Here is a 25429-nt window from a genome sequence, read left to right as displayed (position 1 = left end):
GGCATGAAATTCCTGGTTACAGGCGCTGCAGGGTTTATTGGTTATCACGTTGCAGAGCGTTTATTGGCCGCAGGGCATCAGGTTGTCGGCATCGATAACCTGAATGACTATTATGACGTGGGCCTGAAAATGGCCCGTCTGGACAGACTGGCGGATAAGCCGGGATTCCGCTTTATCAAGCTGGATTTGGCCGATCGTGAAGGTATGGCGGCATTGTTCGCCGAGCATCAGTTCCAACGAGTCATTCATTTGGGTGCACAAGCCGGCGTGCGTTATTCGCTGGTCAACCCGTTGGCTTATGCGGACGCCAACCTGATCGGCCATCTAAACGTTCTGGAAGGCTGCCGCCATAATAAGGTCGAGCATTTACTTTACGCTTCCTCCAGTTCTGTTTATGGTCTCAATCGCAAGCTGCCGTTTGCTACCGAAGATTCTGTCGATCATCCTGTGTCACTGTATGCGGCCACCAAAAAAGCCAATGAGCTGATGTCACACAGCTACTCTCATTTATACGGTCTCCCGACGACGGGGTTACGCTTCTTTACCGTATATGGCCCCTGGGGGCGTCCGGATATGGCGCTGTTCAAGTTTACCAAGGCCATATTGGCGGGGGAGAGCATCGATGTATATAATCACGGTGAAATGCACCGTGATTTTACTTACGTCGATGATATCGCCGAGGCGATTGTGCGGCTGCAGGCGGTTATTCCGCAGGCAGATCCGTCATGGAGCGTTGAACAGGGTTCGTCAGCGACCAGTTCTGCACCGTATCATGTCTATAATATCGGCAATAGCGCTCCCGTTAAACTGATGGAATATATCACGGCGTTGGAGCAGGCTTTGGGGGTAACTGCCCGCAAGAATATGCTGCCGATGCAACCTGGCGACGTGATGGATACCAGCGCGGATACCGCAGAGCTTTATCGTGACATTGGTTTTAAACCGGAAACCAGCGTTGAAGAGGGTGTTAAGCGCTTTGTTGATTGGTATAAGGCATTCTACCAGGTTCAATAATTGAACGAGGGTAAATGCGATAAAGGGGCCTTACGGCCCCTTTTTTTCATTGGGGCTCCATGCAGGGAAGAAATTGCGAATTAGGATATTTACTAAAAGGAGAGGGGTGAGGTGGGATCACGTCGATAAGCTTTAAAATGAAAAGGCCCCCCGGAGGGAGCCTTTCAGATACGGACTGAATCGCTATTACAGCAGGAAATCGTCCAGAGATTTACCTTGCTCTTCGATAGCTTTCTTAATCACCGCAGGCGTACGGCCTTGGCCGGTCCAGGTTTTCAGTTCGCCGTTTTCATCTTTATATTGGTATTTAGCAGGACGTGCTGCACGCTTTGCTTTGCCGGCAGCCTTGTTGGCAGCCATGGTTTGCAGCAGCTCATTTGGATCGATACCATCAGCAATCAGCATTTCGCGGTATTGCTGCAGTTTACGAGTGCGTTCTTCGATTTCTGCTTGAGCCTGGCTGTCTTCTTCGCGACGTTCGTTCACAACAACTTCCAGTTTCTCGAGCATTTCTTCCAGCGTTTCCAGTGTGCATTCTCTTGCCTGGGCGCGCAGAGTGCGGATGTTGTTCAAAATCTTTAATGCTTCGCTCATTGTCCTAGTCTCAAATTATATTGGTGGGGGGCGTCTCGATAATAATAGAGTGCTATTTTCTTTTCTGCAATAGCCAAATTGACTTGAATACTCAAATTTACCTTTTAAAAAACCGTTAATCGGATCTGTCCGACTAATATAGGAAGGGCTGTTAACTATTATCCTCACCGCACTTAAGTCAAAATTTCAGCAGGCATGCTTTAAAAGGCGCGTGTCGCAAGGCTTTCATCGATAAGTTATCGTCGTAATTTATATCAATATTACAATGAGTTCTGTGGGCTTAATCACGCCATGGTAAGGCAGACATTGTAAACAATAGGGGTATATAGGTAAAGGTTGCGTCAGGAAACGTCGGGGGGATAGCGAAGGTGATTAAATGCCCTGTATTGGCCTCACGTATAATAGACAAGCACTCTCCCGCGGCTGCGGTGCCTGCCGCAGTGAAAGAGGATTATGCATTAATGGGCAAATGTTAGGGGTTAACCATTAGCAAGAATTAATAGTGATGACAGGCATACATTATCCTGTAAATAGCTGTAAAAAGAACGGGCCGACAGAACGATATGTTTCGCTTGAAAGCGCATTATTACGGCGAACGCAATATTCGTTCGCTTTGGGCTGAGCCGGGGGGCGGCTTATGGTACACTTACCGTCCTAATCAACATTTGAATATTTCTTATACCATCGGAGTTGCGGGGCCATGGCTCAACTTTATTTTTATTACTCTGCGATGAATGCCGGCAAGTCCACCGCGCTGCTACAGTCTTCATATAACTATCAAGAACGTGGTATGCGCACGCTGGTGTTCACCGCGGAGATCGATCACCGCTTTGGCGTCGGTAAAGTCAGCTCGCGCATCGGTTTATCCTCGCAGGCCCAGCTCTATAACAACGACTCGATGCTGTACGCCATGATTCAGCAAGAGCATCAACAGCAGCCGGTGCATTGTGTGCTGCTGGATGAAAGCCAGTTCCTGACCAAGGCGCAGGTTGAGCAATTGTGCGATGTGGTGGACCAACTGGACATTCCCGTATTGTGCTACGGCCTGCGTACCGATTTTCTCGGTGAACTGTTTACCGGCAGCCAATATTTGCTGGCCTGGGCCGATAAGCTGGTGGAATTGAAAACCATCTGTCACTGTGGGCGCAAAGCCAACATGGTGTTGCGGTTGGATGAAAACGGCCAGGCGATGCACGCTGGTGAACAGGTGGTGATTGGCGGTAACGAGAGCTATGTCTCCGTCTGTCGCAAGCATTATAAAGAGGCGATTCACTCCTTGGAGTAGGAGCGAAAATGCCGCCAGCGCCCGCTGAGGCGTTTTGGCGGCGGGATAAGAAAAACCGCGCGCCAGGCGCAATAAAAAACCCGCCGTTTGGCGGGTTTTTTTATCGGTTCACGGAACCGTTATTTCTTGGGCTTCTTTACCGCGGTTTTGGCTGCAGCCGGAGCCGCCGCTTCCTCGTCGACCGCTTCGCTGAATTCGCGGCCGTAGAAGGTATCCAGCATGATTTGCTTCAGTTCGGCAATCAGCGGGTAGCGCGGGTTGGCGCCGGTGCATTGGTCGTCGAATGCGTCTTCCGACAGCTTGTCGACTTTCGCCAGGAAGTCCGCCTCCTGCACACCCGCCTCACGGATGGAGGTTGGGATGCCCAACTCGGTTTTCAGCTCGTCCAGCCAGGCCAGCAGTTTCTCAATCTTCTGCGCGGTGCGGTCGCCCGGTGCGCTCAGGCCGAGGTGGTCGGCGATTTCAGCGTAGCGGCGGCGCGCCTGAGGGCGGTCGTACTGGCTGAAGGCCGTTTGCTTGGTCGGGTTGTCGTTCGCGTTGTAGCGAATGACGTTGGAAATCAGCATCGCGTTGGCCAGGCCGTGCGGAATGTGGAACTCCGAACCCAGCTTGTGCGCCATGGAGTGACAAACCCCGAGGAAGGCGTTGGCGAAAGCGATACCGGCGATGGTGGCGGCGTTGTGCACGCGTTCACGGGCAACCGGGTTTTTCGCGCCTTCTTTATAGCTGGCCGGCAGATACTCTTTCAACAGTTTCAGCGCCTGCAGCGCCTGGCCGTCGGAGTATTCGTTCGCCAGCACCGACACGTAGGCTTCCAGCGCGTGGGTTACCGCATCCAGACCGCCGAAGGCGCACAGGGATTTTGGCATGTTCATCACCAGGTTGGCGTCGACAATCGCCATGTCCGGGGTCAGCGCATAGTCGGCCAGCGGGTATTTCTGTCCGGTGGTGTCGTCGGTCACGACGGCGAATGGCGTGACTTCCGAACCGGTGCCTGAGGTGGTGGTGATGGCGATCATCTTCGCTTTCACGCCCATTTTCGGGAACTTGTAGATACGCTTGCGGATGTCCATGAAGCGCAGCGCCAGATCCTCGAAGTGGGTTTCAGGATGTTCGTACAGCACCCACATGATTTTCGCGGCGTCCATCGGCGAACCGCCGCCCAGCGCGATGATGACGTCCGGTTTGAAGGAGTTCATCTGCTCGGCGCCTTTGCGCACGATGCTCAGCGTCGGATCGGCTTCCACTTCAAAGAACACTTCAGTTTCGATACCGTGAGACTTCAGAACCTTGGTGATCTGGTCGGCATAGCCGTTGTTGAACAGGAAACGGTCGGTCACGATGAAGGCGCGTTTCGCCCCGTCGGTCGCCACTTCTTCCAGCGCGATAGGCAGTGAGCCACGGCGGAAGTAGATCGATTTCGGAAGTTTATGCCACAACATGTTTTCTGCTCGCTTCGCTACAGTTTTCTTGTTGATCAGGTGTTTAGGTCCGACGTTTTCAGAGATGGAGTTACCACCCCAGGAACCGCAACCCAGCGTCAGCGAAGGCGCAAGTTTGAAGTTGTACAGGTCGCCGATACCGCCCTGAGAAGCCGGGGTGTTGATCAGAATGCGAGCCGTTTTCATTTTATCGCCGAAGTAGGCGATGCGAGCCGTTTGGTTATCCTGGTCGGTGTACAGGCAGGACGTGTGGCCGATACCGCCCATTGCGACCAGTTTTTCGGCTTTGGCGACGGCGTCTTCGAAGTCTTTGGCACGGTACATCGCCAGGGTAGGCGACAGTTTTTCATGTGCGAAAGGTTCAGACTCGTCGACCAGCTTCACTTCACCGATCAGCACTTTGGTGTTGGCCGGCACTTTGATGCCTGCCATTTCGGCGATTTTCGGTGCGGATTGCCCGACGATGGCCGCGTTCAGGCCGCCGTTTTTCAGGATGATGTCCTGCACCGCTTTCAGTTCTTTACCCTGCAGCAGATAGCCGCCGTGGGAAGCGAAGCGCTCGCGTACCGCATCATAGATAGCGTCAACGACGATGACCGACTGTTCGGAAGCGCAGATAACGCCGCTGTCGAAGGTTTTGGACATCAGGATAGAGGCGACCACGCGTTTGATATCTGCGGTTTCGTCTACCACGACCGGCGTATTGCCGGCGCCGACGCCGATTGCCGGTTTGCCGGAACTGTAGGCGGCTTTCACCATGCCCGGGCCACCGGTGGCGAGGATCAGGTTGATGTCAGGGTGGTGCATCAGCTGGTTGGAGAGCTCGACGGTAGGTTGGTCGATCCAACCGATAATGTCTTTCGGCGCACCGGCGGCGATAGCGGCTTGCAGCACGATATCGGCGGCTTTGTTGGTGGCATTCTTCGCACGCGGGTGCGGCGAGAAGATGATGCCATTGCGGGTTTTCAGGCTGATCAGCGCTTTGAAGATCGCGGTAGAAGTTGGGTTGGTGGTAGGCACGATACCGCAAATCAGGCCGATAGGTTCGGCGATGGTGATGGTACCGAAAGTGTCATCTTCAGACAGGATGCCACAGGTTTTTTCATCTTTATAGGCGTTGTAGATGTACTCGGAAGCGAAGTGGTTTTTGATCACTTTGTCTTCGACGATACCCATTCCGGATTCTTCCACGGCCATTTTGGCCAATGGGATACGGGCATCAGCAGCGGCGAGGGCGGCAGCGCGGAAGATTTTATCCACTTGCTCTTGAGTGAAGTTGGCATATTCGCGCTGGGCTTTTTTGACACGTGCGACAAGCTCGTTCAGTTCAGCGACATTCGTTACAGCCATAATGCTCTCCTGATAATGTTAAACTCTTTCAGTAAATAAGCCGTGCGAGCCACTAGTATAGTCGTAACGGGGATAAGCGGTGATGAGAATACCGGGGTCTTCCCGCGTTATTTCTTCGCATGCTGCTGATTTGCTTAAAGAGCTTCACCCTACGCCAACCGGAGGGGCAGGCAGTGAGGAGAACGGAACCGGCGATGCTGCTGCCGACTTTGTTCTACTCCCTGACTACGACTAAGAGCTTACCCACTGTTGGGTAGTTGATTTGTGATCTAAATCATGAAAACTGCAAGCTGACACCTTTCAGCTTGCTGGTGTTGGGAATTATTCTCGATAACTGTGAGCGGTGACTCTTTTTTCAACATAAAAAATCAAAAGGCCATACATCACTTTAACAAAGGGCATTTGTTTTGTTGCATAACCTGCTGGTAGTCAAAAATGCTGCTCTGGCCGGATGGATTACCCGCGGCAATTCCATTACATTAGCGCGCATAGGCAGCACACCTTTTTATAGTACTTAATGCGGAGCCATCTGTGGGCCAATCTCTGTTGGATCTTTCCGGCTTTATCAAGTTCTTTGTCGGTCTGTTTGCGCTGGTCAACCCGGTGGGCATCTTGCCGGTGTTTATCAGTATGACCAGTTATCAGGCGGAAGCGGGGCGCAACAAAACCAACCTGACCGCCAACCTGTCGGTCGCCATCATTCTGTGGACCTCGCTGTTCCTGGGCGAAGGGATCCTGCGGATGTTCGGCATCTCTATCGATTCGTTCCGCATCGCCGGCGGTATTCTGGTGGTGACCATCGCCATGTCGATGATCAGCGGCAAGCTGGGGGAAGACAAACAGAACAAACAAGAGAAGTCGGAGAGCGCGATCCGCGAAAGTATCGGCGTGGTGCCGTTAGCGCTGCCGCTGATGGCGGGGCCAGGGGCGATCAGTTCTACCATCGTCTGGAGTTCACGTTATCACAACTGGCAAAGCCTGCTCGGTTTTACGGTGGCGATCGCCTTGTTCGCCTTTTGCTGCTGGCTGTTGTTCCGCGCCGCGCCGCTGTTGGTGCGTTTGCTTGGGCAGACCGGCATCAACGTGATCACCCGAATCATGGGCCTGTTGCTGATGGCGCTCGGGATCGAGTTTATCGTTACCGGCATTAAGGCGATATTCCCCGGCCTGTTGTAATACCCTTTGTTTAGCCGCGCACCTTTCGCGTTGGCGCGGCTAAAATTAATTTTAAAATTTAAATTATTTATTGGTTCGCATTATTATAGTGCAGAGGATGAATAAAATTTATTCGGTTGCACCCTTATGTTGCATAAATCTCATCTTGCTGTGCAAAAAAAACGCTAAGCGTTATTTCAGACACTTTTCTTCCCCCATTTCCGCGCGTTTTGTCCCCGTTCAACGGTAAAGCTGTTGTTAAATTAATCACATCATTCTGTGGGGCTTGTCTCACTTTCATCCAGGTGTTATTAGTGATTAACCGACCATAGGCAGGTGTTTGTTCTTTGAATGGCTGGATTGTTAAATGAATGTTTCTTTGTGCGACGGTGAGATGACGTCGACGGTTTCAAACGAAATGATTTTGGTTTTTTTATCTTTAAAATCAAAATGATGATTTTGTTTTTTCGTTGCCCCGCTATCGGGGAGCGGATCGGGCTTCGTGCGATAAAAGAGAATTGCTTAACATTTTCGTAAAATTTATTGGCTATGGAATTTGGCTTCTGCTAATTTCCGAGCAACTTTCCCGTGGTCAATTAACTGAAATGCGCCATAAAAACGGGAATGATTTTTGCTGGTATCCGTTTATTTAGAATTCTTATAAACACTTCACAAACTTCGATAAGCGATGCTTGTCGGTGAAAAGGAGCCTCGATTATGCAGCAAACCCTGAAGCGTACTTCTTTGACCTTGTTGATTAGCGGCGCGCTGAGCGTCGGCGCCATAAATAACAGTTTGGCGGCGGAAGTGCCGGCCGGCGTTCAGTTGGCGCAGCAACAGAATATTGTGATCAACAACGGCAGCGAAGTGGCTTCATTGGATCCGCATAAGGTCGAGGGGGTACCGGAAAGCAATATCATTCTTAACCTACTTGAAGGGCTGGTGAGCACCGACGCCAACGGGCATGTGGTGCCGGCGGCGGCGGCGAGCTGGGAAAACCAGAATTATCAGCAATGGACCTTCCACCTGCGCCCCGGCGCGGTGTGGAGCGACGGCACTCCGGTGACCGCGCAGGACTTCGTCTACAGCTGGCAGCGCCTGGCCGATCCGAAAATCGCCTCGCCTTACGCCAGCTATCTGCAATACACCAAAGTCGACAATATCGACGACATCCTGACCGGCAAGAAGCCTCCGCAGACCCTCGGCGTCAAGGCGTTGGATGACCAGACGCTGCAGGTGACGCTCAGCGAACCGGTGCCGTATTTCATCAGCATGCTGAGCCACACGTCGCTCAAACCGGTCAAACGGGCGGTGGTGGAGAAATTCGGCGATAAATGGACGCTACCCGCCAACTACGTCGGCAACGGCGCTTACCGCCTGAAAGAGTGGGTGGTGAACGAGCGCATCGTGCTGGAGCGCAGCCCGAGCTACTGGAACAACAAGCAGACGGTGATCAATCAGGCAACCTTCCTGCCAATTACCTCGGAAGTCAGCGACGTCAACCGCTTCCGCAGCGGCGAGATCGACATCACCAACAGCGCGATCCCGCCGTACCTGTACGTCAAGATGAAGCGCGAAATGCCCGAACAGCTGCACGTTAACCCTTATCTGTGCACCTTCTATTACGAGCTCAATAACAAGCGGGCGCCGTTTACCGATCCACGCGTGCGTACGGCGGTGAAGATGACGCTGGATCGCGACATCATCGCCAACAAGATCATGGGCCAGGGACAGATCCCGGCCTACAGTTTCACGCCGACCTTTACGGAGGGCGCGAACTTTACGCAGCCCGCATGGGCCGGTTGGAGCCAGGAACAGCGCAACGCCGAAGCCAGGAAGCTGCTGGCGGAGGCGGGTTACAGCGATGCCAAACCGCTGAAGTTCTCGTTGCTCTACAACACCTCCGATCAAAACAAACAGCAGGCGATCGCCGCCGCATCGATGTGGAAGAAGAACCTCGGTGCCGAGGTCACGCTGCGTAATCAGGAGTGGAAGACTTCGCTGGAGAGCCGCCATCAGGGGCAATACGACGTGGCGCGCGCCACGTGGTGCGGGGATTACAACGAACCCAGCGCGTTCCTGAATCTGGTGCTGTCCAACAGCAGTATCAATACCGTGTTCTATAAGAGCCCGGCGTTCGACGCCATCATGGCCGCCACGCTGAAGGCGCCGGATGAGGCCGCGCGCGCCGCGCTCTATCAGCAGGCGGAAGCTCAGCTGGACAAAGACTCCGCGTTGATCCCGGTGTATTACCGCGTCAGCGCACGGTTGATCAAGCCGACGGTAGGCGGGTTCACCGGCAAAGACCCGCTGGACTATACCGACGTTAAAAATCTGTACATTATCAAGCAGTAAAAGGGGTATTCCTTGCGCTAACTCGCGGAGGAATATAGGGAAGGCCGGCCGCCGCATTCGTTCCGCGGCGGCGGGAAAACAGAGTCCGCTTACGGGCAACGCAGGTTCCACGAAGAGCCTGTGATAATAAAAAACTGGAGTCGATAAGTATGACCAACATCACGAAGAATACGCTCATTGCCGCCGGCGTCATCGCCGCGCTGGGCATCACAGCAACCACCTCCGCCTTTGCCGCCGACGTTCCTGCCGGCGTGCAACTGGCCGACAAGCAAGAAATTGTCAAAAATAACGGTTCCGAAGTGCAGTCGCTTGACCCGCATAAAATCGAGGGCGTGCCGGAAAACAACGTCACCCGCGATCTGATGGAAGGCTTGGCGAACAACAGCCCGGACGGTTCCATCGTGCCGGGCGTCGCGGAAAGCTGGGATAACAAAGATTTCAAAGTCTGGACCTTCCACCTGCGTAAAGACGCCAAATGGTCCAACGGCAAGCCGGTGACGGCGCAAGATTTCGTCTACAGCTGGCAGCGCGTAGTGGATCCGAAAACTGCATCGCCTTACGCCAGCTACCTGCAGTACGCCCATGTGGAAAACGTCGATGACATCATCGCCGGTAAAAAAGACAAGTCGACACTGGGCGTGAAGGCCATCGACGACCACACCTTCCAGGTGACCCTGAGCGAGCCGGTGCCTTATCTGGTTGAAATGACCCCACACTACGCCATGAAGCCGGTTTACAAAGACGCGGTGGAGAAGTTTGGCGAGAAGTGGACGCTGCCAGCCAACTACGTCAGCAACGGCGCTTACAAACTGAAAGACTGGATTGTCAACGAACGCATCGTACTGGAACGCAACCCGGAATATTGGGATAACGCCAAAACCATCATCAATAAAGTGACGTTCCTGCCTATTTCGTCGGAAGTGACCGACGTTAACCGCTACCGCACCGGCGAAATCGACATGACCTACAACAACATGCCGATCGAACTGTTCCAGAAGCTGAAGAAAGAGATCCCGAAAGAGGTGCATGTCGATCCTTACCTGTGCACCTACTACTACGAAATCAACAACCAGAAGGCGCCGTTCACCGATGCGCGCGTGCGTGAAGCGCTGAAGCTGGGCATGGACCGCGACATCATCGTCAACAAGGTGAAAAACCAGGGCGATCTGCCGGCCTACAGCTTTACGCCGCCATACACCGACGGCGCCAAGCTGACTCCGCCGGAGTGGTTCGGCTGGACGCAGGAAAAACGCAACGAAGTGGCGAAGAAACTGCTGGCGGAAGCCGGCTACGGCCCGGGTAAACCGTTGACCTTCTCCCTGCTGTACAACACCTCCGATCTGCACAAGAAGCTGGCGATCGCCGCCGCGTCCATCTGGAAGAAAAACCTGGGCGTGGACGTGAAGCTGGTGAACCAGGAGTGGAAAACCTTCCTGGATACCCGTCATCAGGGGACCTATGACGTGGCGCGCGCCGGCTGGTGCGCCGACTATAACGAGCCGAGTTCGTTCCTGAACATGATGCTGTCCGACAGCAGCAGTAACACCCCGCACTATAAGAGCGCCGAGTTCGACAAGCTGATGGCCAACGTGTTGACCGCGAAGAGCAAAGACGAGCGCGCCGATCTGTATCAGAAAGCGGAAGTTCAGCTGGATAAAGATTCCGCCATCGTTCCGCTGTATTACTATGTGAACGCCCGTTTGGTGAAACCTTACGTCGGTGGCTACACCGGCAAAGACCCGCTTGATAACGTGTACGACAAAAACCTGTACATCATCAAGCATTGATACGGTAAGAGCCGGCGGCGCAGGCCGCCGGCCCATGTTGAGAATAATAAGCCGTCATCAGGCTGTCGCACAGGGTTAGGGCAATGCTTAAATTTATACTTCGTCGCTTATTGGAAGCGATCCCGACACTATTTATCCTTATCACCATCTCATTCTTCATGATGCGCCTGGCGCCCGGCAGTCCATTTACCGGGGAACGCGCATTGCCGCCGGAAGTTATGGCGAATATCGAAGCCAAATACCATTTGAACGACCCGATCTGGAAACAGTACGGTCATTATCTGGCGCAGCTTGCGCAGGGAGACTTCGGCCCGTCCTTTAAATACAAGGACTATTCGGTCAACGATCTGGTCGCCAGCTCTTTCCCGGTTTCCGCCAAACTCGGCCTGGCCGCGTTTCTGCTGGCGGTGGTGCTGGGCGTGAGCGCCGGCGTGATCGCCGCGTTGAATCAGAACACCAAATGGGACTACACGGTGATGGGGTTCGCCATGACCGGGGTGGTGATACCCAGTTTCGTGGTGGCGCCGCTGTTGGTGCTGATCTTCGCCATCACGTTGAAATGGCTGCCGGGCGGCGGCTGGAACGGCGGCGCGCCTAAGTTCATCATCTTGCCGATGGTAGCGCTGTCTCTGGCCTATATCGCCAGCATCGCCCGTATCACGCGCGGCTCGATGATTGAAGTGCTGCACTCCAACTTCATTCGCACCGCGCGCGCTAAAGGCTTGCCGATGCGCCGCATCATTTTCCGCCACGCGCTGAAGCCGGCGCTGTTGCCGGTGCTGTCCTATATGGGCCCGGCGTTCGTCGGGATCATCACCGGTTCGATGGTGATCGAAACCATCTACGGCCTGCCGGGGATCGGCCAGCTGTTCGTTAACGGCGCGCTGAACCGCGACTACTCCCTGGTGTTGAGCCTGACCATTCTGGTAGGCGCTCTGACCATTCTGTTCAACGCGATCGTCGATGTGCTGTATGCGGTCATCGATCCGAAAATCCGTTATTAATCTGGAGCACGCGAATGATGTTGACTAAAAAGAACAGCGAAGCTCTGGAACACTTCAGCGAGAAGCTGGAAGTGGAAGGACGCAGCCTGTGGCAAGACGCGCGCCGGCGCTTTATGCATAACCGTGCGGCGGTCAGCAGCCTGTTCATCCTGGTGTTGATCACGCTGTTTGTGGTGCTGGCGCCGATGCTGTCGCAATTTGCCTACGACGATACCGATTGGGCGATGATGTCCGCCGCGCCAAGCCTGGAATCGGGGCACTATTTCGGCACCGATTCCTCCGGGCGCGACCTACTGGTGCGCGTGGCGATTGGCGGGCGTATCTCGCTGATGGTCGGCGTGGCGGCGGCGCTGGTGGCGGTGATCGTCGGCACCCTGTACGGCGCGATGTCCGGTTATCTGGGCGGCAAGATCGACTCGGTGATGATGCGTCTGCTGGAGATCCTCAACTCCTTCCCGTTCATGTTCTTCGTGATCCTGCTGGTGACCTTCTTCGGCCAGAATATCCTGTTGATCTTCGTGGCGATCGGTATGGTGTCGTGGCTGGATATGGCGCGTATCGTGCGCGGCCAAACGCTCGGTCTCAAGCGTAAGGAGTTCATCGAAGCGGCGCTGGTGTGCGGCGTCTCCACGCGCAACATCGTGCTGCGGCATATCGTGCCTAACGTGCTCGGCGTGGTAGTGGTGTACGCGTCGCTGCTGGTGCCGAGCATGATCCTGTTCGAATCCTTCCTCAGCTTCCTGGGGCTGGGCACGCAGGAGCCGCTGAGCAGCTGGGGCGCATTGCTCAGCGACGGCGCCAACTCAATGGAAGTTTCACCGTGGTTGCTGCTGTTCCCGGCGGGTTTCCTGGTAGTCACTCTGTTCTGTTTCAACTTTATCGGCGATGGCCTGCGTGACGCCCTCGACCCGAAAGATCGTTAAGGAGTGCAACCATGAGCACCATTGAACATCCTCAACTGCAAACCGGCGCCGGCGTCAAAACGTCGCCGCTGCTGGACGTAAAAGACCTGCGCGTCACGTTTTCCACGCCGGACGGCGACGTGACGGCGGTAAACGATCTGAACTTCGATCTGCGCGCCGGCGAAACGCTGGGCATCGTCGGTGAATCTGGCTCAGGCAAATCGCAGACCGCGTTCGCCCTGATGGGGCTACTGGCGAGCAATGGCCGCATCGGCGGCTCGGCCAAATTCAACGGCCGCGAGATCCTCAACCTGCCGGAAAATCAGCTTAACAAGCTGCGGGCCGAGGAGATCTCGATGATCTTCCAGGACCCGATGACCTCGCTCAACCCTTATATGCGCGTTGGCGAACAGCTGATGGAAGTGCTGATGCTGCATAAGAAACTGAGCAAAAGCGAAGCCTTCGAAGAGTCGGTCCGCATGCTCGACGCGGTGAAAATGCCGGAGGCGCGCAAGCGCATGCGCATGTACCCGCACGAGTTTTCCGGCGGTATGCGCCAGCGCGTGATGATCGCCATGGCGTTGCTGTGCCGGCCGAAGCTGCTGATCGCCGACGAGCCGACCACCGCGCTGGACGTGACCGTCCAGGCGCAGATCATGACGCTGCTCAACGAGCTGAAGCGCGAGTTCAACACCGCCATCATCATGATCACCCACGACCTGGGCGTGGTGGCCGGCATCTGCAACAAGGTGCTGGTGATGTACGCCGGCCGCACCATGGAATACGGCAGCGCGCGCGAGGTGTTCTACCAGCCGAGCCATCCGTACTCCATTGGTCTGTTGAATGCGGTGCCGCGTCTCGACGCCGAAGGCGAAGCGTTGTTGACCATTCCCGGCAACCCGCCGAACCTACTGCGGTTGCCGAAAGGCTGCCCGTTCCAGCCGCGCTGCCCGTACGCCATGGAACAGTGCGCGAGCGCTCCGCCGTTGGAGCAATTTGGGGAAGGGCGCCTGCGCGCCTGCTTTAAACCGGTGGAGGCGTTAGTATGACAGCGGTAACCGACAAGAAAGTGCTGCTCGAAGTCGCCGATCTGAAAGTGCACTTCGACATTCATGACGACAAACAGTGGTTCTGGCAGCCGCCGAAAACCCTGAAGGCGGTCGATGGCGTTACGCTGCGGCTGTTCGAGGGGGAAACCCTGGGCGTGGTTGGCGAATCCGGCTGCGGCAAATCCACCTTCGCGCGCGCCATCATCGGCCTGGTGAAGGCCACCAGCGGGCGCGTCGCCTGGCTGGGCAAAGATCTGCTGGGCATGAGCGACGCCGACTGGCGTAAAACCCGCAGCGATATCCAGATGATCTTCCAGGATCCGCTGGCTTCGCTCAACCCGCGCATGACCATCGGCGAGATCATCGCCGAGCCGCTGCGCACCTACTACCCGAAAATGCCGCGTCAGGAAGTGAAGGACAAGGTCAAGGCGATGATGCTGAAGGTCGGCCTGTTGCCTAACCTGATCAACCGCTACCCGCACGAGTTCTCCGGCGGTCAGTGCCAGCGTATCGGCATCGCGCGCGCGCTGATCCTCGAACCGAAGCTGGTGATCTGCGACGAGCCGGTCTCCGCGTTGGACGTGTCGATTCAGGCGCAGGTGGTGAACCTGTTGCAGCAGCTGCAGCGCGAGATGGGGCTGTCATTGATCTTTATCGCCCACGATTTGGCGGTGGTGAAGCACATTTCCGATCGCGTGCTGGTGATGTACCTGGGCCATGCGGTGGAGCTGGGCACCTATGACGAGGTGTATCACAACCCACAGCATCCTTACACCAAAGCGCTGATGTCGGCGGTGCCGATCCCGGATCCGGACAAGGAGAAGGAAAAACAGATCCAGCTGTTGGAAGGGGAGCTGCCTTCGCCGATCAACCCGCCGACCGGCTGCGTGTTCCGCACCCGCTGCCCGATCGCCGGGCCGGAGTGCGCCAAGACGCGTCCGCTGCTGGAGGGCAGCTTCCGCCACGCGGTATCCTGCCTGAAGGTCGATCCTCTGTAATGCGACGCTAGCCGGCAACAAAAAGCCCCGCTGAATAAGCGGGGCTTTTTTATCCGATGCGCTGGCGGCGAATCACTCTTTCCACAGAATGTGGCACAGCTTGTGGTCTTTCTCGCGGCAGATCAGCACGCGGGCGAACACGTCGTTGATTGGCTCGCCGTCGCTGTCCGCCAGACCGATCACCACTTCGGCGAAGAAGTCTGGGTTCAGATCGTAGTCCACGTGCTCGCTCCAGTCTTCGGAGGGATCGTACAGTTCTGCGCCGCCGCGCTCTTCAAACTGCAGATTGAACAGCAGAATATCCGCCGGATCCAGATTGTCGCCGGCCAATTCGAGAAAGATGTCGTAGGCCTGTTCCAGCGTTTCGTCTTCGGTAAGGCGGTTATTCAAATCCATAAAAAAATCCTGATAACAAATGATTTGGCGCTATTAAAGCACGCTCGTTGCGGCTTTTACAGCAGCGGGCTGAAAAAGTAGAACAGGCGCTCAACCAGGCGATGCCAGAACGGCCGCTTCAGCCACTCTTTGGCGTTCAGCAACTGGGAACGGGCGATGTAATCTTCCTGCACGCAGGCCAGATCGCTGCCGAAGCCGTCGTCGTCGATCACCAGGGTGATTTCGAAATTCAGCCACAGGCTGCGCATATCCAGATTGACGGTGCCGACCAGGCTAAGCTGGCCGTCAACCAGCACACTCTTGGTGTGCAGCAGACCGCCTTCGAACTGATAAATTTTCACTCCGGCTTCCAGCAGCTCGGAGAAGAACGCGCGGCTGGCCCAGCGCACCATCATCGAATCGTTGTCGCGCGGCACGATGATGCTGACCTCGACGCCGCGCAGAGCGGCGGTGCAGATGGCGTGCAGCAGATCGTCGCTCGGCACGAAGTACGGCGTGGTCATGATCAGCTGCTCGCGCGCGGAATAAACCGCGGTTAGCAGCGCCTGGTGGATCATTTCCTCGGGGAAGCCGGGGCCGGAGGCGATCACCTGAATGGTGTGGCCGCTTTCCTGCTCGAACGGCATGATGTTGACGTTCGGCGGCGGCGGCAGAATGCGCTTGCCGGTTTCAATTTCCCAGTCGCAGGCATAGACGATGCCCATGGTGGTGGCCACCGGGCCTTCCATGCGCGCCATCAGATCGATCCATTGGCCGACGCCCGCATCCTGTTTGAAGTAGCGCGGATCGACCATGTTCATGCTGCCGGTATAGGCGATATAGTTGTCGATCAGCACTACTTTGCGGTGCTGACGCAGATCCATGCGGCGCAGGAACACGCGCAAGAGGTTGACCTTCAACGCTTCGACCACTTCGATGCCGGCGTTGCGCATCATCGCCGGGTAGGGGCTGCGGAAAAATTGCAGGCTGCCGGCGGAGTCCAGCATCAGGCGGCAGTGTACGCCGCGCCGGGCGGCGGCCATCAGCGATTCGGCCACCTGATCGACCAGGCCGCCGGGCTGCCAGATATAGAACACCATTTCGATGTTGTGGCGCGCCAGCTCGATGTCGCGGATCAGCGCTTTCAGCGTGTCGTCGGTGGTGGTGAGCAGCTGCAGCTGGTTGCCCTTGACGCCGTCGATGCCCTGGCGGCGGTTGCACAGCTGGAACAGCGGTTCGGCGACTTTACTGTATTCGGTGGCGAAGATGCGACGGCTCTCTTTCAGTTCCTTCAGCCAGCGCGCGGTCGACGGCCACATGGCCTTGGCGCGCTCGGCCCGGCGCTTGCCCAGATGCAGCTCGCCGAACGATAAATAGGCCACGATGCCGAACAGCGGCAGAATATAGATAACCAGCAGCCAGGCCATGGCAGAGGGAACCGCACGGCGTTTCATCAAAATGCGCATCGTCACGCCGGCGATCAGCAGCCAGTAGCCGAACACCATGAGCCAACTGATTACGGTATAAAATGTTGTCATAAAGGCGAAAAATCCCGTTCGCAAACCACCAATGATGAGTGTACGCACAGATCGGGCAAGGCGAAACCTTTTATCGGCGCTTATGTTACATAAATATGATGAAGTTAAGGCACTTGCCGAAATTGAAAGGGGGGCTTTTGCCGGTGCGACGTCCGGTATGTTGCCGATAACGGCGGCTTGGATCACGGGCGGAAAGGGCTATAATGCCCGCGGTTGGCATTAGACGAACGAGTGACGGAATTATGAGACGCAGTAGAAATGAAGTGGGCCGTTGGCGCATGTTGCGACAGAGCCAACGTCGCCGGCATCGCTGGCTGGAACGCCAGTCGTGCAGCAATCGCCATATTATCCGGGTGCGGCGCCGCCTGGACGATCAGCATCGGCGTGCGCTGCTGTTTGCGGTATCCTGCGAGTGGTAAAACGAAAACAGTCCCGAGAGGGACTGTTTTGTTATGGCGTCAGGGTTATTTTCCGAGGTAGGCGTTGAGCATCCAGACCTGTTTTTCCTGCTCTTTGATATAATCGCTCATCAATGACGCGGTGCCTTCGTCGCCGGCGTCTGCCGCTACCGTCAGCAGTTCACGCTGCTGCTGCAGCAAGATTGAATACCCTTCCAACAGGCCGCGCAGCGTGCCCTTATCATCGGTCACGTTGGTGTGTTCCTTGATGTCGGCGGTTTTCAGATAGTCGCTGAAAGCGTGACGCGGCTGCGAGCCCAGCGTCAGGATACGTTCCGCCAGCTCATCCACCTTGGTCAGCAGATCGTTGTAAGTTTCTTCGAATTTCGCGTGCAGCTCAAAAAACTGCGGGCCGGTAATATTCCAGTGATAGCCGCGCACGTTCATATACAGCACCTGATAATTCGCCAACAGCGCATTCAGCGCTTCGGCGAGTTTTGCCGATTGTTTACTGTCGAGGCCGATATGGGTTTTCGCTGCTTTCTTCGCCGTTGCCATAATAATCTTCTCCTGATTATTCGTTCCAAGGGTAGACAGAATCAATTTCCATAGCTGTTACAGTAACCGGATTTATCGCAGGGTTAAACACGATAACAGGCATCATTACCATCGCTTAAACCGATGACGATAAATCCGTCGAGCAAATTGCCGAATCAGTTTACGCAGGATCCGCCGGCGAAAAAAGCCGCTTTTATCGGTTACTTGCGCAGCGCCAGTTTTACCACGCCGGCGCCCAGCGCCATTAACAGCGCGGCGGCGATCAGCACCGTAATAAAGGCGCGATCGAAGGCCAAACGCGCCAGCTGCGTCAGCTGCTGCGCGCGATCGGCCGCCATTCCGGCGGCCAGACGCAGGGCTTCGTCGATACTGTCGTAGGCCAAATCGCTGACCGGCAGCGCCGCCGGCAGCGCCAGGCTGTGACTGTAAACCGCCGTCATCAACCCACCGAGCAGCGTCACGCCCAGCACGCCACCCAGCTCGTAGGAGACGTCTTCGATAGAGGCCGCCATGCCGGATTTCTCCTCCGGCGCGTTCAGCATGATGGCGGTGGACGCGGCGGTGATCACGCCGCCGAGGCCAAAGCCCACCAACGCCAGGCTTACCAGCTGCGGTGCCATGCTGCTTTGATACCACAGGGCGAGGCCGGCGATGCCGAAGGCGGTCAGGACGAAACCGCCGAGGATGATGCTGCGCTCACCGTAGCGCGGCAACAGTAAACCGGCCATTGGCCCCGCCAGCGCCGAGGCCAGTGGGATCGGCAAGATGAACAGCGCTGCCTGCAGCGGGCTGAGGCCGAGCACCAGCTGCAAGCGTTGGCTGAGCACCAGCTCGACGCCGATCAGGGCCACCATCGACAGCAACGCCACGCCGATGCCGCCGGCGAACAGCCGGTTGCGGAACAGGGAGAAATCGATCATCGGGTGAGCGCTGCGCTGCTGACGACGCACAAACAGCACCAGGAACAGGATGCCGATCAGGGCCGCTGCGAGCAACGCGCTGAGGTCAGGCGCCGGCTTGCTCAGTTCCTTCAGCGCATAGATAGCGCCGACCAGACCGATCATGATCTGCACCGAGCCGACGATATCGGCGGGGCGCGGGTTATCGCCGCCGCAGCGGGGGATCAGTTTCCACGCCAGCGGCCAGACCAGCAACACCACCGGTACGTTGATCAGGAACACCGATCCCCACCAGAAATACTCCAGCAGCAGGCCGCCGACCACCGGGCCGATGGCCGCGCCGCCGGAGGCCACCGAGGCCCAGATGCCGATCGCCAGCGCGCGTTCGCGTTCGTCGGTAAAGACGTGACGCACGATGGACAGCGTGGCGGGCATCATCATTGCCGCGCCAACGGCGAGGAATACCCGCGCGGCGATCAGCCACTCGGCGGTGGGCGAGAAAGCGGCGCACAGCGACGCGACGGCAAACACCGGCAGCCCGGCGAGAAACAGCCGCTTATGGCCGATGCGATCGCTCAGCATGCCGGCGCCGGGCAGTAGCCCGGCGACCACCAGCGGGTAGGCGTTGACGATCCAGAGTTTTTGCGAGGCGCTGGCGTCCAGCGCCTGGGTTAAGCGTGGCAGAGCGGTATAGAGCACCGTCATGTCGATAACAATCAGGAACAGGGCGCTGGCGACCATTGTCAGGATTAACCAGCGGTTCTTGGCGTACATAAGTCATAATCCAGTTAACGTGGGCGGCGCGAAGGCGCCGCCATTGTGGTAACCCTCCGGCGATGCCGGGTGGTATACTGGCGATAATATATATCCATACGTTCGTATTGAAAAGAAGGGTTTCTTAATGGGACGTCAACGCAGCATCGATCGCGACAAAGTTTTGGACACCGCCGAAGAGATCGTCGCCACCCAGGGCGCCGCCGGCTTGACCATTGACGCCGTTGCCAAAGCGATGGGGATCTCCAAGGGCGGGGTGCAGTACTGTTTCGGCAGCAAAGACGCCCTGATTGATGCCATGTTCGATCGCTGGGGCAGTGCCTACGAGACGCTGTTCGCCGCTATCGCCGGTGACGATCCTTCGCCGCAGACCGGCGTGCGGGCGCATATGTTGGCGACGCAAAGCTCGGATCAGACCGCCAGCGCCAAGGCCGCCGGGCTAATGGCGACGCTGATTCAAACGCCGGAGCATCTGGCGAGCACGCGTGAATGGTATCGCAGCCGCATCGCCGGTTTGGATTTGACGACGGAAGAAGGCAAGCGCGCGCGCCTGGCGTTTCTCGCCACCGAAGGCGCCTTTATGCTGCGTTACTTTGGTTTGATGGATATCGACCAGGCGGAATGGGAAACGATGTTCACCGATATGCAGGCGTTGATTTTAACTGAGGGTGCCTATCGCACTGATAGCTAGTAAAGCCCGCAGTGAAAGGCGTATGTTTATCGCACAAGATATTCCCTCGAAGAACTTTTTAGCCAGCCACTCCGTGCTGGCTTTTTTTTGCCTGCGGCAAGCTTCGGAGCAAAGGCCCCCTGCGTGCAGGGGGCTCCGGACATTACTTGCGCGCGTCCAACAGTTGCTGGGCATTCTCTGTGGTAACGACGGTCCACGGAATGTAGTAATGCTTCTGCGTGCCACCCTCCCATTTCAGATCCTTGGCGTACTGTTTCCAGATATCCGACTGTGGTTGATAGCTTTCACCTTTCACGGCGCGCAGCGCGACGTCGATGGAACCCTGCATCTGGCCTTTGGCATCTTGCAGAATAGAGACCATTTCACCGGCCTGCACCGCATGAATCGCGTCGGAGACGCCGTCAACGCCGGCAATCGCGAAGTCCTTCACATTCAGGCCAGCGCCTTTGATCGCTTCGATAGCGCCCAGCGCCATCTCGTCGTTTTGACCAATCACGCCGTTGATTTTACCCCGGTGCTTCTGCAGCCAGTTTTCCATCAGCGGCTGCGCTTCCGCGCGTGACCAGTTGGCCGTTTTGCGCTCAAGTACCGTGACCTGGCCGGCGCCGCACTCGGCAATCGCTTTATCGTTACCCTTGCCGCGCTGGATCTCGCCGCTGCCGCCTTTCGGGCCTTCGATAATCACCACATTCACCTTCTGGTTCTTGCAGTCGAGTTTGTCCAGGACGGCTTTGGCTTCCAGATACCCCCCCAACTCGTCATTAGACACCACTTCAGACGTCATCGCGTCCGTGTTCAGGCGCGCGTTGGTGACCACCACCGGGATTTTGGCTTCGTTGGCATTAGTGACGATATCGATATTGGCCTCAAAATCCATTGGGTTGACGATAATGGCATCGGCGCGCGTTTGGATAGCGGTGGCGGCCTGATCGTTTTGCACCGATGCATCATAACGCCCATCGTAGAAGGTCAGCACGGCTTCGCCGCTTTTCACCGCCGGGTGTTCCTTCCCGAACCTTTCCATCAATTGCACGAACTCGGCTTTGTTGCCGTACATCAATACCGCGATTTTTACCGGGGCGGCCTGAGCTGCCGACAGGCTACCGAGCATCATGGCAGAGGCAAACAACGCTATCTTGGTCTTATTCATGGTTTTCTCCTGGTAGAGTTGGGTCTGATGTTATTAATCGCGCTGTTGCTTACGCGATGGGTCGAGCAATACGGCAAGAACGATCAATGCGCCTTTGATAATTTGTTGGTAATACGATTGCACGCCGAGCAGATCGAGGCCGTTATTCATCACCCCGATAATCAGCACGCCGAAGAAGGTGCCGACCAGCGTACCGACGCCGCCGGCCATGCTGGTGCCACCGATCACCACCGCCGCGATGGCGTCCAGCTCATACCCTGCGCCGGCGTTGGTCTGCGCCGAACCGGTGCGTGCGGTGAGGATCAGGCCGGCGATGCCGGCCAGTGCGCCGCACAGCGTATACACCAGTATTTTGATGCGGGTGACGTTAATCCCCGAGGTGCGCGCGCTTTTCGGGTTGCCGCCGACGGCGTAGATGTAACGCCCGAAGAGGGTTTTATTCAGCACCAGCCAGGCGAGGGCGAACAGCACGATGAAGATGATGACCGGCACCGGAACGCCGCCGACATAGCCATTGCCTAACCAGCGGAAATCGCTGTTCAATTGCGATACTGGATTGCCGTTGGTGGTCAACATGGTTAACCCGCGCGCCGCGGAGAGCATGCCCATGGTGACGATAAACGGCTGCAACCGGTAGCGAGCCAACACGGTGCCGTTCACCAGGCCGCAGACGATGCCGATGCCCAGCGCCACGATCAGCGGCGCCATGACGGCGGTCGCGGTGTCGCCGATAGCTAATCCGCTGTTGTTGGTGGCGAAGCGAGCGGCGACGATCCCGCTTAACGCCAGCACCGAGCCCACGGAGAGATCGACGCCGGCCGTAATAATGACAAAGGTCATGCCGATCGCCAGAATGCCGTTGATCGAGACCTGGCGCAGGACGATCAGGGTGTTTTCATTGCTGAGAAAATAATTGCTGCTCCAGGCGCCCTGAGCGACCTGATATTCGCCAATCAGCGCCACGATCAGGCACAGGGCGAAAAAGGCGATGATAATGCCGTACTTGTGCATACGGCGCTTATTGCGGGTGAAAAATGAAATTCCTGGTGATAAGGAGTGGGCGCTGCTCATTTTTTTTCTCTCTCTGTTAAACCGCAAGTTTCATCAGTGCTGCCTGAGTCGCATCGGCCGCCGAAAGCTCGCCGGCCAACTGCCCGTCGCGAAACACCAATATGCGATCGCTCATGCCGATAATTTCCGAAAGCTCGGAGGAAACCATGATGATCCCTTTGTTTTGCAAGGCGAACTCCGACATAAATCGGTAGATCTCTTTCTTGGCGCCGACGTCGATGCCGCGCGTCGGCTCGTCGAGCAGCAAAACCTCCGGATCCAGCAGCGCCCAACGGCCCAGCACCACTTTTTGCTGGTTGCCGCCGCTCAGGTTACCCACGGGTTGTTCGCCATCGTGGGTTTTAACGTTGAAGCGCTGGATCATGTCGCGGGTTCGCGCCTGCTCCCGTTTCTCGCTGACAAACCCCATCCGGCTGATGCCGGCAAAAGAGGCGATATTGATGTTTTCACTGACGGAACGGCACAGCACCAGGCCGGTTTCCTTGCGATCTTCCGTCACGTAGGCAATACCGCTGTCGATGGCCTTGCGCGGAGAATGGCGGTTCAGCGTCTTGTCACCCAAGCGGATCGTGCCGCTGTCGGCATGCTGAATGCCGAAGATAAGATCGAGAAACTCGCTGCGGCCCGAGCCCACCAGGCCGTAGATGCCCAGGATCTCACCGTGCTTCAGTTGCAGGCTGATATCTTTTATCTTGCTGCGCCAACACAGGCCGTTGACCTCCAGCAAGACCTCTTCACCGGGCTGATTGAATTTGGCGAACTCGCTGTCGTACTCGCCGCCAATAATGTGTTCGATCAGCTGCTCACGGGTAATGTCAGCGATATAGCCTTCATGGATATAGGCGCCGTCGCGGAAAATGGTGTAGCTGTCCGCGATTTGGAATATCTCTGACAAACGGTGGGAGACGTAGATAATGCCTTTACCTTTCGCCGCCAGTTGCTGAAGCGTCTGAAAGATTTTTTGCGCATCCTCCTCGCCAATCGCCGAGGTGGGTTCATCCATGATGATGATGTCGGCATTGGCATGCGACAGCGCTTTGGCGATCTCGACCAACTGCTGCTCGGCGACGCTCAGGTTGCGCATTTTCTCTCGGGCGTCGATCTTGAAATCGAGTTCCTTGAGCAAGCTGGTGGTGCGTTGATTGAGCGTAGCGAAATCGACGAACCCCAGGCGCCTCGGCTCGCGGCCCAGCCAAATGTTTTCGGCCACCGTCAGATCCGGGATCGCGCTCAGCTCCTGCTGCACGATGGCGATGCCGGCGTTGAGGGCTTCCCGGGGATGATGAAATTCACAGCGTTGGCCATTGATAAAAATGTCGCCGCCATCGGGTTGAATAAAGCCCATCAGAATGCTGAGAAAGGTGGATTTACCCGCGCCGTTGCCACCGCACAGGGCATGGATGGATCCACGCCGCAGGCAAAACTCCGCATTCTTGAGGGCCACGACCGGGCCAAAAGCTTTCCTGACGCCGCTGACCTCCAGCAGGTAGGCGGGCGCTTGCGTCTGGGGATCTCGCGTCACAGTTGCACCTCCGGATAGGTCTGCTGCAAGCGTTGCAGGTACCGTTGATAAAGCGTCTCGTATTGCGCTTGTCTGCCAGCATGTGGCCGTGTGCGCGTGGCCTCATCCAGCGCAACGAAACGCTGGCACAGTTCGGCCAGCAACGCGCCGGCGTTCCGCTGCGGATCGTCGGCCAACGTCGTCGCCCACATCGCCTGAATGGCGCCGCCCAGCGCGGCGGTCTCTTTGGCTTTCAGACAGACTACCGGGCACCCCATCACGTCCGCGACGATTTGTCGCCAGGCGGCGCTGCGGGCGCCGCCGCCGGTGAGGCGGATCTCGCGCGCTTCGATGCCCTGACGGCGAAACAGCTCGATGCCATAGCGCAACCCATACGTAGCGCTTTCGACTACCGCCAGGCAGAGATTGGCACGGGTAAAATTGTCGCTATCGAGGTTATGCAGACTGGCGCGCGCGTGGGGCAACGGCGGAACACGTTCGCCATTGAAGAACGGCAGCATCTCGACACCGCCTGCACCGGGCGCGGCCTGCGTCAACAAAGCGTTAAAGCCGGCAAGGTCTTCGTCCAGCAGCGTTTGTACCGCAGTGGTGGCCGAGGTGACATTCATGGTGCAAATCAATGGCAGCCACCCATTGGTGCTGGAGCAGAAGCCGGCAATCATGTCCGATTCCGCCGTGACGGGGGCGGCAGACCAGGCGAATAGCGTACCGGAGGTGCCCAGACTCAGGGTAAGGGTGCCGGCCTCGATGTTGCCGGAACCGATGGCCGCCATCATGTTGTCGCCGCCGCCGGTCGATACCCGAACTGCCGGGCCGAGGCCGAGTTTTTCCGCGGCGGCGGGGCGCACCGTGCCGATGCAGCACTCCGCGCTTTTGAGCGGCGGCAGAGCCTGCCACAGGCGGCCGCTGTCGTCGATGAGATCGACCGCGGTTTTGCTCCAGCGACGGGTACGTACATCGAACAACCCGGTGCCGGAAGCGTCGCCATATTCCGCTACGCGCTCCCCGGTCAGCCAGAAGTTCAAATAATCATGAGGCAACAACACGGTGTGCAGTTTTGCCCAGAGCGCCGGATGGTGTGTTTTGAACCAAAGGATTTTTGACGCGGTATAACCGGTGGCGATCCGCAGGCCGAGTGTTTCCAGCGAGCCGTTGGCTCCGCCGAGCTGTTGCAGGAGCCGTTCGTTTTCCTCTGCGGTTTCGGTATCGCACCACAGCTTGACGCTGTGCAGCACGTTGCCGTCTGCGTCCAGTGGCACAAACCCATGTTGTTGGCCCGAGACCCCCAGAGCATGAATCTCCCGTGCATCAACGCCGGCGTTAGTCACGGCTTGGCGAAAAGCGATGACTAACGCCTCAATCCACCAGTCGGCCTCTTGTTCGCGCCGGCCATTGGCTTGGCTGATGAGACGGTGAGGGGCGTTGCCCTCACCGAGGATCACGCCCTGTGTGCTGTCGACAATCACGACTTTCGTGCCTTGCGTACCGCAGTCTATGCCAGCATAGAGCGCCATAGGA

21 protein-coding genes are annotated in these 25429 nt (G+C 56.8%); 11 read left to right on the top strand and 10 right to left on the bottom strand.

Annotated elements, in window-relative coordinates; genetic code table 11:
• Window positions 1-3 precede the first annotated feature (3 nt).
• Window positions 4-1014 (top strand): NAD-dependent epimerase, encoded by a 1011-nt coding sequence (locus FOT55_RS18890; protein ID WP_147823878.1) that lies wholly within the window; start codon window positions 4-6, stop codon window positions 1012-1014.
• A 186-nt stretch (window positions 1015-1200) separates the two neighbouring features.
• Here FOT55_RS18890 and hns read toward each other — a convergent pair whose 3' ends face one another.
• Window positions 1201-1608 carry a histone-like nucleoid-structuring protein H-NS gene (hns, locus tag FOT55_RS18885; protein ID WP_004932170.1) on the bottom strand — a complete coding sequence of 136 codons (408 nt, stop codon included), beginning with the start codon at window positions 1606-1608 and terminating at the stop codon, window positions 1201-1203.
• 700 nt (window positions 1609-2308) lie between these two features.
• On the opposite strand from hns, the gene FOT55_RS18880 reads away from it, so the two are divergent.
• Window positions 2309-2893, top strand: a complete 585-nt coding sequence (locus FOT55_RS18880; protein WP_015378091.1) for a thymidine kinase — start codon at window positions 2309-2311, stop codon at window positions 2891-2893.
• A gap of 119 nt (window positions 2894-3012) precedes the next feature.
• Here FOT55_RS18880 and adhE read toward each other — a convergent pair whose 3' ends face one another.
• Complete coding sequence (adhE, locus tag FOT55_RS18875; protein ID WP_025303076.1) at window positions 3013-5685, bottom strand: bifunctional acetaldehyde-CoA/alcohol dehydrogenase; 2673 nt, start codon at window positions 5683-5685, stop codon at window positions 3013-3015.
• Window positions 5686-6216: 531 nt separating this feature from the next.
• Here adhE and FOT55_RS18870 point away from each other — a divergent pair.
• The 7 genes from FOT55_RS18870 to oppF all read left to right on the top strand — a co-directional run bounded on the left by FOT55_RS18870 (window position 6217) and on the right by oppF (window position 14935).
• Entirely contained in the window at window positions 6217-6861 is a 645-nt protein-coding gene (locus tag FOT55_RS18870; protein WP_015378089.1) for a YchE family NAAT transporter, read from the top strand.
• 696 nt (window positions 6862-7557) lie between these two features.
• A complete protein-coding gene (locus FOT55_RS18865; protein ID WP_049205525.1) occupies window positions 7558-9195 on the top strand; it encodes an ABC transporter substrate-binding protein in 1638 nt (545 codons plus the stop codon).
• Window positions 9196-9344: 149 nt separating this feature from the next.
• On the top strand, window positions 9345-10982 hold the full coding sequence (gene oppA, locus FOT55_RS18860) for an oligopeptide ABC transporter substrate-binding protein OppA (RefSeq protein ID WP_147823877.1): 1638 nt from the start codon (window positions 9345-9347) through the stop codon (window positions 10980-10982).
• A gap of 83 nt (window positions 10983-11065) precedes the next feature.
• Complete coding sequence (gene oppB, locus FOT55_RS18855) at window positions 11066-11986, top strand: oligopeptide ABC transporter permease OppB (RefSeq protein ID WP_004932150.1); 921 nt, start codon at window positions 11066-11068, stop codon at window positions 11984-11986.
• Between the two features lie 14 nt (window positions 11987-12000).
• A complete protein-coding gene (gene oppC / locus FOT55_RS18850) occupies window positions 12001-12909 on the top strand; it encodes an oligopeptide ABC transporter permease OppC (RefSeq protein ID WP_025303073.1) in 909 nt (302 codons plus the stop codon).
• An 11-nt stretch (window positions 12910-12920) separates the two neighbouring features.
• The gene (oppD, locus tag FOT55_RS18845) at window positions 12921-13937 is read left to right on the top strand and encodes an ABC transporter ATP-binding protein (protein ID WP_043142468.1); all 1017 of its coding nucleotides are present in this window, start codon (window positions 12921-12923) and stop codon (window positions 13935-13937) included.
• Window positions 13934-14935 carry a murein tripeptide/oligopeptide ABC transporter ATP binding protein OppF gene (oppF, locus tag FOT55_RS18840; RefSeq protein ID WP_025303071.1) on the top strand — a complete coding sequence of 334 codons (1002 nt, stop codon included), beginning with the start codon at window positions 13934-13936 and terminating at the stop codon, window positions 14933-14935. Before oppD ends, oppF begins: the two co-directional genes overlap by 4 nt.
• A 72-nt stretch (window positions 14936-15007) precedes the next feature.
• Here the strand turns inward: oppF and FOT55_RS18835 are convergent, their stop codons facing one another.
• On the bottom strand, window positions 15008-15331 hold the full coding sequence (locus tag FOT55_RS18835) for an HI1450 family dsDNA-mimic protein (protein ID WP_004932139.1): 324 nt from the start codon (window positions 15329-15331) through the stop codon (window positions 15008-15010).
• 56 nt (window positions 15332-15387) lie between these two features.
• Window positions 15388-16848 carry a cardiolipin synthase gene (cls, locus tag FOT55_RS18830; RefSeq protein WP_147823876.1) on the bottom strand — a complete coding sequence of 487 codons (1461 nt, stop codon included), beginning with the start codon at window positions 16846-16848 and terminating at the stop codon, window positions 15388-15390.
• A 242-nt stretch (window positions 16849-17090) separates the two neighbouring features.
• Here cls and FOT55_RS18825 point away from each other — a divergent pair, with 242 nt between their 5' ends.
• Window positions 17091-17267: a YciY family protein gene (locus FOT55_RS18825; protein WP_025159792.1), complete on the top strand. Its 177-nt coding sequence runs from the start codon at window positions 17091-17093 to the stop codon at window positions 17265-17267.
• Between the two features lie 45 nt (window positions 17268-17312).
• Here the strand turns inward: FOT55_RS18825 and FOT55_RS18820 are convergent, their stop codons facing one another.
• Together FOT55_RS18820 and smfY are read right to left on the bottom strand one after the other, a co-directional pair.
• Window positions 17313-17804, bottom strand: a complete 492-nt coding sequence (locus FOT55_RS18820) for a Dps family protein (protein ID WP_004932132.1) — start codon at window positions 17802-17804, stop codon at window positions 17313-17315.
• Window positions 17805-18004: 200 nt separating this feature from the next.
• Window positions 18005-19477, bottom strand: coding sequence for a multidrug efflux MFS transporter SmfY (smfY, locus tag FOT55_RS18815; protein WP_025303068.1), 1473 nt, complete (start codon window positions 19475-19477; stop codon window positions 18005-18007).
• 127 nt (window positions 19478-19604) lie between these two features.
• Between smfY and FOT55_RS18810 the strand changes: the two genes are divergently transcribed.
• Window positions 19605-20168: a TetR/AcrR family transcriptional regulator gene (locus FOT55_RS18810; protein WP_025303067.1), complete on the top strand. Its 564-nt coding sequence runs from the start codon at window positions 19605-19607 to the stop codon at window positions 20166-20168.
• Window positions 20169-20310: 142 nt separating this feature from the next.
• On the opposite strand, the gene FOT55_RS18805 is transcribed toward FOT55_RS18810, so the two are convergent.
• From FOT55_RS18805 to xylB, 4 genes are all read right to left on the bottom strand, one after another.
• Window positions 20311-21318 carry a substrate-binding domain-containing protein gene (locus FOT55_RS18805; RefSeq protein ID WP_025303066.1) on the bottom strand — a complete coding sequence of 336 codons (1008 nt, stop codon included), beginning with the start codon at window positions 21316-21318 and terminating at the stop codon, window positions 20311-20313.
• 33 nt (window positions 21319-21351) lie between these two features.
• Window positions 21352-22329 (bottom strand): ABC transporter permease, encoded by a 978-nt coding sequence (locus tag FOT55_RS18800; protein ID WP_016927501.1) that lies wholly within the window; start codon window positions 22327-22329, stop codon window positions 21352-21354.
• Window positions 22330-22405: 76 nt separating this feature from the next.
• The gene (locus FOT55_RS18795; RefSeq protein ID WP_060447755.1) at window positions 22406-23911 is read right to left on the bottom strand and encodes a sugar ABC transporter ATP-binding protein; all 1506 of its coding nucleotides are present in this window, start codon (window positions 23909-23911) and stop codon (window positions 22406-22408) included.
• Window positions 23908-25425, bottom strand: a complete 1518-nt coding sequence (xylB, locus tag FOT55_RS18790; RefSeq protein WP_043142477.1) for a xylulokinase — start codon at window positions 25423-25425, stop codon at window positions 23908-23910. Before xylB ends, FOT55_RS18795 begins: the two co-directional genes overlap by 4 nt.
• Window positions 25426-25429: the final 4 nt, after the last annotated feature.

Origin of the sequence: Serratia bockelmannii, from assembly GCF_008011855.1 — a bacterium.
GTDB classification, from domain to species: Bacteria; Pseudomonadota; Gammaproteobacteria; order Enterobacterales; family Enterobacteriaceae; genus Serratia; species Serratia bockelmannii.
The sequence above is the reverse complement of the archived record's forward strand: the minus strand, read 5'-3'. Positions and strand labels throughout refer to the sequence as shown.

Coding starts and splice junctions, on each gene's coding strand:
- FOT55_RS18890 (WP_147823878.1), top strand. CDS start 4: ATGAAATTCCTGGTTACAGGCGCTGCAGGGTTTATTGGTTATCACGTT.
- hns (WP_004932170.1), bottom strand. CDS start 1,608: ATGAGCGAAGCATTAAAGATTTTGAACAACATCCGCACTCTGCGCGCC.
- FOT55_RS18880 (WP_015378091.1), top strand. CDS start 2,309: ATGGCTCAACTTTATTTTTATTACTCTGCGATGAATGCCGGCAAGTCC.
- adhE (WP_025303076.1), bottom strand. CDS start 5,685: ATGGCTGTAACGAATGTCGCTGAACTGAACGAGCTTGTCGCACGTGTC.
- FOT55_RS18865 (WP_049205525.1), top strand. CDS start 7,558: ATGCAGCAAACCCTGAAGCGTACTTCTTTGACCTTGTTGATTAGCGGC.
- oppA (WP_147823877.1), top strand. CDS start 9,345: ATGACCAACATCACGAAGAATACGCTCATTGCCGCCGGCGTCATCGCC.
- oppB (WP_004932150.1), top strand. CDS start 11,066: ATGCTTAAATTTATACTTCGTCGCTTATTGGAAGCGATCCCGACACTA.
- oppC (WP_025303073.1), top strand. CDS start 12,001: ATGATGTTGACTAAAAAGAACAGCGAAGCTCTGGAACACTTCAGCGAG.
- oppD (WP_043142468.1), top strand. CDS start 12,921: ATGAGCACCATTGAACATCCTCAACTGCAAACCGGCGCCGGCGTCAAA.
- oppF (WP_025303071.1), top strand. CDS start 13,934: ATGACAGCGGTAACCGACAAGAAAGTGCTGCTCGAAGTCGCCGATCTG.
- FOT55_RS18835 (WP_004932139.1), bottom strand. CDS start 15,331: ATGGATTTGAATAACCGCCTTACCGAAGACGAAACGCTGGAACAGGCC.
- cls (WP_147823876.1), bottom strand. CDS start 16,848: ATGACAACATTTTATACCGTAATCAGTTGGCTCATGGTGTTCGGCTAC.
- FOT55_RS18825 (WP_025159792.1), top strand. CDS start 17,091: ATGAGACGCAGTAGAAATGAAGTGGGCCGTTGGCGCATGTTGCGACAG.
- FOT55_RS18820 (WP_004932132.1), bottom strand. CDS start 17,804: ATGGCAACGGCGAAGAAAGCAGCGAAAACCCATATCGGCCTCGACAGT.
- smfY (WP_025303068.1), bottom strand. CDS start 19,477: ATGTACGCCAAGAACCGCTGGTTAATCCTGACAATGGTCGCCAGCGCC.
- FOT55_RS18810 (WP_025303067.1), top strand. CDS start 19,605: ATGGGACGTCAACGCAGCATCGATCGCGACAAAGTTTTGGACACCGCC.
- FOT55_RS18805 (WP_025303066.1), bottom strand. CDS start 21,318: ATGAATAAGACCAAGATAGCGTTGTTTGCCTCTGCCATGATGCTCGGT.
- FOT55_RS18800 (WP_016927501.1), bottom strand. CDS start 22,329: ATGCACAAGTACGGCATTATCATCGCCTTTTTCGCCCTGTGCCTGATC.
- xylB (WP_043142477.1), bottom strand. CDS start 25,425: ATGGCGCTCTATGCTGGCATAGACTGCGGTACGCAAGGCACGAAAGTC.